The sequence below is a fragment of the Gelidibacter sp. genome (assembly GCF_039916245.1).
Lineage (GTDB): Bacteria > Bacteroidota > Bacteroidia > Flavobacteriales > Flavobacteriaceae > Gelidibacter.
Genome location: NZ_JBDSLS010000299.1, coordinates 1 through 11,239 on the forward strand (window position 1 = coordinate 1; position 11,239 = coordinate 11,239).

Annotated in this window: 9 protein-coding genes; 4 read left to right on the forward strand and 5 right to left on the reverse strand. The window is 38.7% G+C overall.

Translation table 11 applies throughout. The features are described from left to right. A partial coding sequence (locus ABIQ28_RS15110) for an HAEPLYID family protein (protein ID WP_348038784.1) occupies positions 1-825 on the forward strand: 825 nt, incomplete at its 5' end. A gap of 121 nt (positions 826-946) precedes the next feature. Here the strand turns inward: ABIQ28_RS15110 and ABIQ28_RS15115 are convergent. Further along, positions 947-1,345, reverse strand: coding sequence for a heme-binding protein (locus ABIQ28_RS15115; RefSeq protein ID WP_348038786.1), 399 nt, complete (start codon positions 1,343-1,345; stop codon positions 947-949). A 288-nt stretch (positions 1,346-1,633) separates the two neighbouring features. Between ABIQ28_RS15115 and ABIQ28_RS15120 the strand changes: the two genes are divergently transcribed. Then, the gene (locus ABIQ28_RS15120) at positions 1,634-2,809 is read left to right on the forward strand and encodes a dicarboxylate/amino acid:cation symporter (RefSeq protein WP_348038788.1); all 1,176 of its coding nucleotides are present in this window, start codon (positions 1,634-1,636) and stop codon (positions 2,807-2,809) included. A 509-nt stretch (positions 2,810-3,318) separates the two neighbouring features. Here ABIQ28_RS15120 and ABIQ28_RS15125 read toward each other — a convergent pair. From ABIQ28_RS15125 to ABIQ28_RS15135, 3 genes are all read right to left on the reverse strand, one after another. Beyond that, positions 3,319-3,543, reverse strand: a complete 225-nt coding sequence (locus ABIQ28_RS15125; RefSeq protein ID WP_348038790.1) for a hypothetical protein — start codon at positions 3,541-3,543, stop codon at positions 3,319-3,321. 73 nt (positions 3,544-3,616) lie between these two features. Continuing rightward, entirely contained in the window at positions 3,617-4,123 is a 507-nt protein-coding gene (locus ABIQ28_RS15130; RefSeq protein WP_348038792.1) for a GNAT family N-acetyltransferase, read from the reverse strand. A 46-nt stretch (positions 4,124-4,169) separates the two neighbouring features. Continuing rightward, positions 4,170-4,724: a hypothetical protein gene (locus tag ABIQ28_RS15135; RefSeq protein WP_348038794.1), complete on the reverse strand. Its 555-nt coding sequence runs from the start codon at positions 4,722-4,724 to the stop codon at positions 4,170-4,172. Between the two features lie 609 nt (positions 4,725-5,333). Between ABIQ28_RS15135 and ABIQ28_RS15140 the strand changes: the two genes are divergently transcribed. Continuing rightward, complete coding sequence (locus ABIQ28_RS15140) at positions 5,334-8,021, forward strand: TonB-dependent receptor (RefSeq protein WP_348038796.1); 2,688 nt, start codon at positions 5,334-5,336, stop codon at positions 8,019-8,021. Between the two features lie 417 nt (positions 8,022-8,438). Beyond that, positions 8,439-10,223, forward strand: a complete 1,785-nt coding sequence (recQ, locus tag ABIQ28_RS15145) for a DNA helicase RecQ (RefSeq protein WP_348038798.1) — start codon at positions 8,439-8,441, stop codon at positions 10,221-10,223. A 94-nt stretch (positions 10,224-10,317) separates the two neighbouring features. Here the strand turns inward: recQ and ABIQ28_RS15150 are convergent, their stop codons facing one another. Further along, on the reverse strand, positions 10,318-11,169 hold the full coding sequence (locus ABIQ28_RS15150; protein ID WP_348038800.1) for a T9SS C-terminal target domain-containing protein: 852 nt from the start codon (positions 11,167-11,169) through the stop codon (positions 10,318-10,320). Positions 11,170-11,239 lie beyond the last annotated feature (70 nt).

Genomic DNA, 11,239 nt, shown 5'->3' on the forward strand with positions numbered 1-11,239 from the left:
AAAATGAAAGAAAAATGGAATACTAGAAATGAAATGTTGATCATGGCCTTCGTGCTTATAAGCGCTATAGGCTTTTCACAAACAGATAATAAGCCAAAAGTTCTTGATAAGGTAAAACATATCGAACCACTTTATATAGATTTGGTTAGAGATCTTGGCGCGAGAAAAGGTGAAAAGGAACTCAATATTGCCGGCGATTTTACCAACGTAAAACATGGTTACAGTGAATATGGACTCTTGGCGGAATATGAATTTGCGCCTATAAACCGATTGGGACTAGAAATAGAAACTGATTTTATATTTTACAGGCGTACGACTTCTGCGATTGCAATACCTGAAAACGCACTCGAAAACTTGAGATTATCTGCACAATACTCCTTTTATGTCTCAACAAAATACAATACCACACTAGCACTAGGATATACACAGGTTTTTGATTTTACCGATTTTAAGAGCTATGGCGATAGCCAGTTTGTTACGGGCTTGGTTTACAGTCCGTTTTTCGTTGCAGCTAAACGCTGGGGCAATAATTTTCATACTTTACTGCTTACGGGACCCTTATTTAGGCATGACTTCCATACGGATTTTACTGATGTCGATTGGCAAATTAATGTCTCGTTTTTTTACAGTATACCAAACTCCTCACATTTTGTGGGCATAGAGTTTAATAAGGAATTAGTGCACGGAGATCTTGATTTGGTCATGCGGCCACAAGCAAAATTGCAAATCAAACATGATCTGGCCATAGGTTTTGTAGCCGGGTTTCCTTTGACTAAAAGTGAAAATGGATTCAGTTCGTTTTTTAGAGTGATTTACGAATTGTAAACCATTGATTAACTCTGAAGTTATTTGGTGAAATCAACCATTTTTTTATGAGATAAAAAACAAATAAAAAGAGGATAATTAAAGCTAATTATCCTCTTTTCATTGAGTGAAAATTCAATATTTAGATGGTTTCTGCTCCAGCACTTGCTACGGCATGATCATTTTCGACTGAACTGCCACTCACGCCGATAGCGCCGATGATTTCGTCGTTTGAATTTCTGATTGGGACACCTCCTGGGAAGTTAATTAATCCGTTGTTAGCATGTTCAATGTTATATAAAGAACCTCCTGATTGTGATAATTCGCCAATAATGCCTGTATTCATATCGAAAAAACGAGCTGTTTTTGCCTTTTTAATTGCGATGTCAAGCGAGCCTAACCGTGCGTCTTCCATTCTTGCAAAAGCAACTAAGTTTGCGCCTGCGTCATCAACGACGATATTCATTTTTGTATCGACTGCAACGGCTTTTTGTTTTGCAGCCGCGATTGCTTTTTCTGCTTGTTCCAAGGTAATATTCATAAGGACTGTTTTTTAGTGTTCATATTTCTAATACAAATACACTGGGAAGGTGTGGCATTGGCTGCTTATTAAAACCGTTCAATAGCTTGTGAAACAGGTCAATACAGTTTTTATTCATCAAGAAGCATCTAAAGTCTTTTCATCTCTGGAATGAGTACGTTAAATAGTTGGTATTTCCTCTTAAAAAAGAGCGGTCATAACGCTAGGTTCTCACTTTGGCTGTATATTAGCAAACTTAAAATAATCACAGAGGACAACTTGCGTCTTTTTATTTAATAGCATATTACCATGAAGCGTTTATTTTCGAACTTACTATTTAAAGTTTTTATTGCCATTGTATTAGGTATTGTTTTTGGACTGTATTTACCAGAGTCCATCAACCGAATATTTACCACCTTTAATTCGTTTTTCGGGCAGTTTTTAAGCTTCTCTATTCCTTTGATTATTATGGGATTGATCATGCCTGCCATTTCTGATTTAGGCAAAGGTGCTGGCAAATTATTATTGCTTACTGTGGCCATTGCTTACGGATCGACCCTGTTTTCTGGATTTTCGACTTATTTCATAACCTCGGGTATATTCCCATCGCTTTTAGAATCGCACGTTAACGATGTCGCACAGGTTGCTGATCCAGGCCGTGAACTCACACCCTATTTTAGTATTAATATTCCGCCCATATTAGATGTCATGTCTGCATTGGTGCTGGCTTTTATCATTGGTTTAGGCTTGTCTTTTCAAGAGAATTCCAGTTTGAAATTGGTCGTAAGAGATTTTGAAAAGATCATTATGCAAGTAATCGAGAAGATTATCGTGCCACTTTTGCCACTTTTTATTTTAGGCATATTTGCCAGTATGGCTTTCAATGGTCAGGTGTTTTCTATCCTTAAAGTGTTTATCAGTATTATTGGCGTCATCTTCGCCTTACATATTGTTCTTTTATTGCTTCAGTACACCATTGCGGGCGCCTTTACAAAAAGAAATCCGATTAAGTTGTTGGGCAACATGATTCCGGCTTATTTTACAGCATTGGGAACGCAGTCTTCCGCAGCTACTATTCCGGTAACTTTGGAGCAGACCTTAAAAAATGGTGTTTCCGAAAAAATTGCAGGCTTTGTGATTCCATTGTGTGCGACCATTCACTTATCAGGGAGTATCATGAAAATTACTGCTTGCGCGATGGCTTTAATGATTTTACATGGGATGCCTTTTAGTTTTACACTCTTTGCCGGATTTATCTTTATGCTTGGAATTGCTATGGTTGCAGCACCCGGAGTTCCTGGGGGTGCCATTATGGCTGCGGTAGGAATCTTACAGTCGATGTTAGGTTTTAATGAGGAAATGATAGGATTAATGATTGCCTTGTATATTGCAATGGATAGTTTTGGAACCGCTTGTAATGTTACTGGTGATGGCGCGATTGCCATTGTTGTAGATAAAATTACCAAAGAGAAATTGGTGGCTTAAATTTATATGACGATTTTAAAAATCTAGTTGATCATTGGTACAATACAGTCTAAAAACTAAGATGTTTCTTTAAGAATTTGTTTTTAATTAGACAGATCCGTCGGACGTATTCCAAACTTGTTTTTAAAGGCACTATTGAAGTAAGAAAGATTGTTATAGCCAATATTCTAATAGATATCCGATGCTTTTAAGTGACCTCTTCCAGAATTTCTTTTGCTTTTTGCAGACGTTTATCCTGAAGCCATTTTCTGGGAGATTTTTTATATGCACTAATAAAATGGCGTTTAAAGGCTGAAAGGCTCATGTTGGATAAAAAGGAAATTTCCTCTAATTTCAAATTGGAATGTATTCTACCTTCAATGATCTGCTTAAAGGAGGAACTCTTATCAGCGATTGTAAATAACTTAGATTTTGGTATGTTTCTCTAAAAACTCTTGAAGTACTTTTTCAGAGAAAAAGATAAGTTTACAGTAATGGATGGCTTCTATTTCGAGTAATTCCGTCCAGAGTCAATTTCCTTTTTTCAGCAATAAAGATTGGTCTTTGTTAACCGCAATAGAGTTTCCTGCAAAGTAAACCTGTTTTTTTCCAACTTGCAGAAAACTGAACATATTCATGCTTAAGTGGACTTTGCTCTTAACTACGTCACTGGTCATTTTAAAATCATAGCCTAATAAATCCAGTCTCTGGTTAGTCTTGGGAATATAGATTTCTGGAATATTTTCTATTGGCATTGGCGATTTTTTTTAACGAATGATGGGTTATGGACTGTGCGAATTGCTTCTTAAAACCGTTTTAAACTTCGGATTATAATTTAATTTCAAACAGACTGAAAGGACCCTCTTTATAATGTTCAGGTAAATCACTGGTCCATTCTATACTACTGATGCCTTTATAGGTAAAGCCAGAATTCATATAATGTTTGTTTAATCGGTCGTTCCCGCTATGGGTATCCATTCTGATGAAGTCCACGTCTCTTTCTTTTGCAAAATCTGTGGACCATTCCACAATCTTATTGATATAGCCTCGGCCTCTGAAATTTGGATGTGTGGCAATCCGATGCAAATAAATGGCCTTCTCCTGATCTGAATTTTTCCAAATGATGGGATCACTAAAAGTAATGACAAACGTACAGGCGATTTCGTCGGCATCAACAATCTTAAAATGTCGATTTTCATTGATTTCCTTTTCTACGAGTGCGCGTTCAAATCCGCTCCAGCTTTTATTGTTAACGGTTTTTTGATAGGCGGTTGCGGCGTCATAAAGTTTGAAAATTGCATCGATGTCGGCAAGTGTACTGTTTGTAATGGTCATTTTTTATGGTTTGATTTGGAATGGATAAAAGAGCATCCAATTGTTTTTAATTATTGAGAGGTATCGAAAAGCCAATTGCTAATGCTCCAACGAATTGTTGGGCGTTCTCATGAAAATAGTAGGTAAAAGCCACGTCAAAATTATGCTTTGGTCCTAATTCAAGTCCAATTGATAAAGGGATGTGCATGAGTAAACCGCTTTCTTCAATATAGGTCCAAGGCGTTATGGTTTCAAATGAGCCAACGGAGGCACCGATACCTATTTCGAAATAAGGCGCAACCCATGGGATAGGTGCTTTAAGTCGCGCTTTTCCCCCAATTAAAAATGCATTGGCATTTGATTTATATTCTGAAGGAAACCGTTTGTTCTCAATACTTTTGGTCAAAATTAAACCTGCGTAAGGTCTTAGGTCAATCCAAGAGGCAATGGAAAGGACGTATTCGCCTTGTAGGTAAAGGCCGGAACCATAAATATCAATATCGTCGAAGGGCGTGCTAATGCCGTAACCTACAGAGATATCAATTGATTTTTCTTTTACGAGTTGCGCTTTCGCTTGAGTAAATGCTAAAATAGCAAGAATTAGGATGTAGTTTTTTTTCATAGGTGTTAGGTCATTTTTGCTGGTAACTAGTGTAACATTGAGGTTGATGAACTTTCTGCGTAAAAATTAGTTCTAACTATAATGTACTCTGTGGTTGAAGCTAAAATAGGAATTATTTTTATATTTAGTGGGAAAGTGTCCATTACCATAAAAAACTAATAGGATTGCGAAGATGCGCCTTTTTATGTGTCATTGGCTTTATTATAAGTCTTATGATTTCTTCTAAATCGATAACCGACGGGAAGGTGTGAGATTTGTTGCTCTATCAATATGACGAATTTCACGAATTTTCACGGACTTAATCGTATTCTGCGAATTCTGACTCAAATTCTTCACTAAAAATTACACGAATAATCCGGACTTTCAGTCCTTTTTGAGAAGGTTGCTAAAATTATTTGGCGATGTTAGGACAATTCATGTAAAAAAAAGGCATGCATTTAAAACATCGTTTCTGAGTGATAAACTCTTAAAAAGATTGACTTCTTGATGTTTTTATGAACATTATTTAAATATTATGTTAATTAAATGTCTGAGTTTTTTATTTTATACTGACAGGAGTTGGGCGGATTTCAACTATATTTAACTTAACTAACTCAAAAACATCAACATATGAAACACCTCTTTATTTTGATGCTAAGCCTTTTTAGCATCAATTTTTGTTTGGCTCAGGCTGTCACAGGAACCGTTACGGATTCAGACGGGCAACCTATGGTCGGCGTGAACGTCATCGAAAAAAACACCACAAATGGTGTGGTGACCGATTTTGAAGGCCGATACAAAATTGCAGTGAGTGGCAGTGCTATTTTGGTATTTAGTTATGTGGGCTCCACTAGCCGAGAAGTCGCTGTAAATAATCGGACCGTGATTGACATTAGACTTGGAGAAAGCGTCGGTCTGGAAGAAGTGGTTGTAGTAGGCTCCAGAAGTCCTAAACGAACTGCGATGGATACTGCTGTTGCCATTGATGTCATTGACGTATCAGAAGTCACTACACAGGTTGGAAAGGTAGAAATTAACGAACTGTTACAGTATGCCGCGCCTTCTTTTAATGCCAACAAGCAATCGGGTAGTGATGGGGCAGATCATATTGATCCCGCTTCCTTGCGCGGGATGGGGCCAGACCAAACCTTGGTGTTGATTAATGGCAAACGCCGGCATCAGTCGTCTTTAGTGAACTTGTTTGGAACCCGTGGTCGTGGCAATACGGGAACCGATTTGAATGCCATCCCGGCTTCAGCTATTAAACGTATTGAAATTTTGCGGGATGGTGCTTCGGCACAATATGGTTCTGATGCAATAGCAGGTGTTATTAATATCGTGTTGAAGGATGTGGTGAACGAGGTTTCTGGAAGTGTCAATTACGGAGTTTATAGCACGCATGCTGATGTCAATACTAGCGCTTTTCGAGAAGATAATTATGGCGTCTGGAATACTAAAGGTTTCCGTTTGGATACCAAAAAAGATGGCAACGCTATTGGGAAAGATAAAAATTTTGACGGTGGTTCTGTAAAAGTTACGGCGAATTATGGCGTTAAAGTAGGAGAGAAAGGTGGTTTTGCGAATTTTACGACTGAATATTTAAGTAAAAAACACACCTTACGCCCTACGTTTGATTTCAGAAAAGGTTTTGGAGAATCGGCCATTGATGGCTTTAATTTCTTTGGGAACTTTGCCGTTCCTGTTTCTGAAAAAACAGAGATTTATGCGTTTGGTGGACGAAATTATAGAGATACTGACGCCTATGCTTTTACCAGAAACGATGGTGAGCGCGTGGTGGAATCCATTTATCCAAATGGTTATACCCCACGAATCACCTCGATCATCACAGATAACTCTATCGTTGCTGGGATGCGAACAGAGACGAGCGATGGATGGAAAATTGACATTAGCAACACTTATGGCATCAACAATTTTCATTATTATATTAAAGGCACCCTAAACGCATCTTTAGAAGACGCATCACCTACGGACTTTGATGCTGGTGGCCATAGTTTAAGCCAAAACATAATCAATTTTGATTTTTCTAAATATTATGAAAATGTTTTAAGTGGAATGAACCTCGCCTTTGGTGCGGAATACAGAACTGAGAATTTTATAATTTTTGCCGGAGAAGCAGGATCTTATGGGACATTTACCGAAAGTGGTATTCTGATAACCGATCCAGCTACTCAAGTGCAAGCTGAAGATGATGATGGAAATCCGCGACCTGGAGGTTCACAAGGGTTTCCAGGGTATGCGCCAGCGAATGAGGTCAACAGAAGTCGAAGTAACGTTGCTTTATATGCCGATGCCGAATTTGATTTGTCAGAAAAATTCCTATTGAGTGCAGCGGCACGTTTTGAAAATTTTAGTGATTTTGGAAGTACCATTAATGGGAAATTAGCCGCGCGATTGAAAGCCACAGACCATATCAATATTCGGGGTTCGATCAGTTCAGGTTTTAGAGCGCCATCTTTGGCGCAAATATATTATAACCTCAGATTTACCAACTTTATTGGTGGTAGAGCCAGCGATCAACTATTGTCGCCCAATAATAGTCCCGTGACGAAATCCTTCGGAATTGGGCCACTTGCAGAAGAAAAAGCGTTTAATGCGGCATTAGGTTTTACGGCATCCTTCGGAGAATTTACGGCAACTGTGGATGGCTATCATATTAATGTCAAAGACCGCATAGTTTTAACCGGTACATTTGCATCTTCAGACATTCCTGGAGTGGATTCTGCACAGTTTTTTGCTAATGGCGTGGATACCAAAACCACAGGATTGGATGTCATTTTATCCTGGAAAACACCTATCGGAGCGGAAAGTACTTTCGGGGCCACATTTCTTGGAAATTTTAATGACATGAAAATTGATAAAGTTCTAAACGGCAATTTAGATGAACAAACGTTCTTTGGAGAGCGTGATAAAGCGTTTTTATTAGCCTCGGCGCCAGGCAGTAAATTGAGTTTATCATTAAATTACAATAGAGGTTGGTTTGATGCTGGCATGACCTTGACACGATTTAGCGAAATCAAGTTGCTGGATTGGCAAGCCGAAGAAGATTCCGCCGACTATGGTGGATTTGAGCAGAAAATGATTGCAGCAACGGACGCTTATGGGGCAAAGATGGTTACCGACCTTAATTTAGGTTTTAAACTATCAAATAATTTAAAATTGAATATCGGCAGCAATAACCTCTTCAATATCTACCCAGATCAACAAGACGATTGGACTGAAGGTGGTGGGTATTGGGATGCCGTACAAATGGGATTTGGTGGCGCGTATTATTATGCCAAATTGAATTTCAGGTTTTAATCCCTCCAGAGGTTTAATTCCCGGAAGTTGTTGGTTTAAAACATGTATAATACAAATCAAGCTGTGCACATCGCACGGCTTTTTTTGTTGAAACTCATGCCAAAAGCAGTTTTTTATTTTCCCGAGAATTAATTATTTCTCGTGAATCCCATTATTTCGTTGTAATTCAATATATGCTCTGTTGAAAACAAGGCAAACTACAGCACCCTGAAACCTTAGAAATCCATATCGAAATCAGTACCTTTGATGCCGCTTAAAAAGTTGATTTTAGCTTTTTTTATACAAAACTTGATTCCCTGAACTTTTAATGAATTTAATCTACAGGTCATTCATTTAGATTCTTGATTCATTGAGCTTTGTTTAGACATTCAGAATATACTTGAAAGCATGGCCAAGTGTCTTTTTAAAGAATAACAAATGATTACTACAGATACCACTTTAAAACTTTTAAAAACCCATTTCGGATACCGTACTTTTCGGCCTAATCAAGAACGAATTGTAAACGATATTATCAATGGCAATGACGTTCTGACCATTATGCCGACGGGTGGTGGAAAGTCGGTGTGCTTTCAGTTGCCGGCCCTGGCACTTCCAGGAACGGCGATTGTGATTTCGCCTTTGATTGCTTTAATGAAAGATCAAGTGGATGCGCTGTTGACCAATGGAATTCCTGCTGCCTATTACAATAGCAGTCAAGAGGTTTCTGTCCAGAATGAGACTCTTAAAAGATTGCAAGCAGGCGGCTTAAAGTTGATTTATGTGGCTCCAGAAAGTTTAAAAACGCTTTTCCCATATTTTTCTGACATTAAAATAAATTTAATCGCGGTTGATGAAGCCCATTGTATTTCGTCTTGGGGTCACGATTTTAGACCTGCTTATACCCAATTGGGGTATCTGAAAAAGCAATTCCCAAATAAACCGATAGCTGCATTTACGGCCACTGCCGATGGTGCGACCCAACAGGATATCATCACTCAGTTGAACATTAGGGAGGCTAAGGTGCATTTGTCCTCTTTTGATCGGAAAAATCTTTATTTGGAAGTGCGACCAGGAAATGATCGTATCAATCAGATAATAAAATTCTTGAAGACTCGACCCGACGAAAGTGGTATTATTTATTGTTTAAGCAGAAAAGGCACACAGGAGGTCACGGCTAAATTAAATAAAAGTGGTTTTAAGGCAAAAGCCTATCATGCGGGTTTAACCGCCGACAAACGAAACAGCATTCAGGAAAGTTTTATCAATGATAGAACGCCAATAATTGTCGCCACCATTGCCTTTGGGATGGGCATTGACAAAAGTAACGTGCGCTGGGTCATCCATTATAATATGCCTAAAAACATTGAAGGCTATTATCAGGAAATAGGTCGAGGAGGTAGGGACGGACTTCCGGCGTATAATATTTTGTTTTATTCGTATGCCGATGTGGTCCAGCTCAGGAAGTTCACAGAAGGTGCATCCAATGCCAACTATCAAATAGCGAAACTCAACCGCATGCAGCAGTTTGCTGAAGCTTTAAGTTGCCGTCGCATTGCGTTGCTCAATTATTTTGGAGAACATCATACCGAAAACTGTAACAATTGTGATGTCTGCAAAGCACCACCACAATATTTTGACGGCACGCTACTGACCAAAAAAGTGTGTTCGGCGGTTTATCGACTTAAAGAACTAGAGCCAACGGGTATGGTTATCGATTTGTTAAGAGGTGCCCAAAACGCTCAGATATTGATTAAAGGCTATCAAAATATCAAGACCTACGGAATTCTTAAAGATATTTCTTGGTTGGATTTACAGCAATATATCATTCAGATGTTGAATCAAGGAATTTTAGAAATCCGCTTTCATGAGAACGGACGATTATTATTGACGCCGCTGGCCAATGCCGTTTTGTTTCAAGACCGGCAAGTCCGATTGGCTACACCTCAAAAACAAGTGCTTGCAACTAAGGAAGTGCGGCCTAAAAACATGATGGATTCCGAATTGTTTCAAAAACTGCGAGAACTCCGTTTGGCCATTGCGAAAGAAGCTAAAGTCCCTGCCTATGTCGTTTTTAGTGATGCCACTTTAAAAGATATGGAAGCAAGACGACCAAGGACTAAAACAGAATTCAAAGAGGTTTTGGGTATCGGAAAAGTAAAAGCGGAACGCTATGGCAAATACTTTTTAAAGGCTATTGCTATGTTTGAGTCGGAGAATTCCTAAGGATTTTAGTCTCGTAAATTTTAGACAGCTACCGCTCGTTTGTAACGCGGCTAGCGCTCGTTTTCAACGAGTGCTAGCAAAATCCAAATAAACCTTAGTGTGGGTTTAAGGTTTTCGCATCAATTTCGATGCGCATCAATTTAGCTGGAACTTTTATTTTTATGGGGCCCAGAGAAGCGCTAAATTTTTCATTTGAAAGATATAAACGATGGTTCATCGGTGTGATTTCAAATAGCGCAATGCCTTCCACTTGATGGCCTATGGTTAAGATATCTGATGTTTTTTCTGAGATGTTCCCAGAAAATATATCCAAACTATTCTTAGGGATATTATGGATGGTGTAAATAAATGGCGCTTCCGAAGTGCTGTAGCCTACAAGATAAATGACACTTTCATCAGGAGAATTATCGGCGCCCGTTATAAGTCCGTTGGTGTTGTAACTGCTAGCTAAAACAGCGCTATGGGTGCCGCTAGTTTTTGGAATCGCATACACATTTGTTTGGTTATCTGCCCAGTTTTTAGTTAATACAAGGAGTTTATCCCCATAACAAATGAGTCCTTCAGCATCCCAGTTCGTCATGTTTGTGCGACGCGTAAAATCAAGTTGGTCGGCATAAGAAAAGGCTATGATTTCCGCCTGCACGCTGCCATCATTAGTGTTGTATTCTTGTTTAGATATTTTATAAATCTTTAAATCGGTTCTATTTCCAGAGTTGTTTCCAATATCGCCGATATAGATATAAGACGCGTCTTGGGCAATATCTTCCCAATCTACATTGGAAGCATTTGATATTTCGACTGTTCTTGTGATAAGACCTGTGGTTGGATTTATTTCATATAATTCCGCTTTGCCACCACTGTCATTATGCGTAATGAGCTTGTCATTATAAAAAAGGAGTCCAGAACTTTCGTCTAAAGCAGGTGTTTGTAAATTTGTAATGTCCAAAGCAGTCTGGGCGCTGCTGCTTAATAAGCCAAGTAAGAAAATTAGTGAGGTAATTATTTGCTTCATTTAA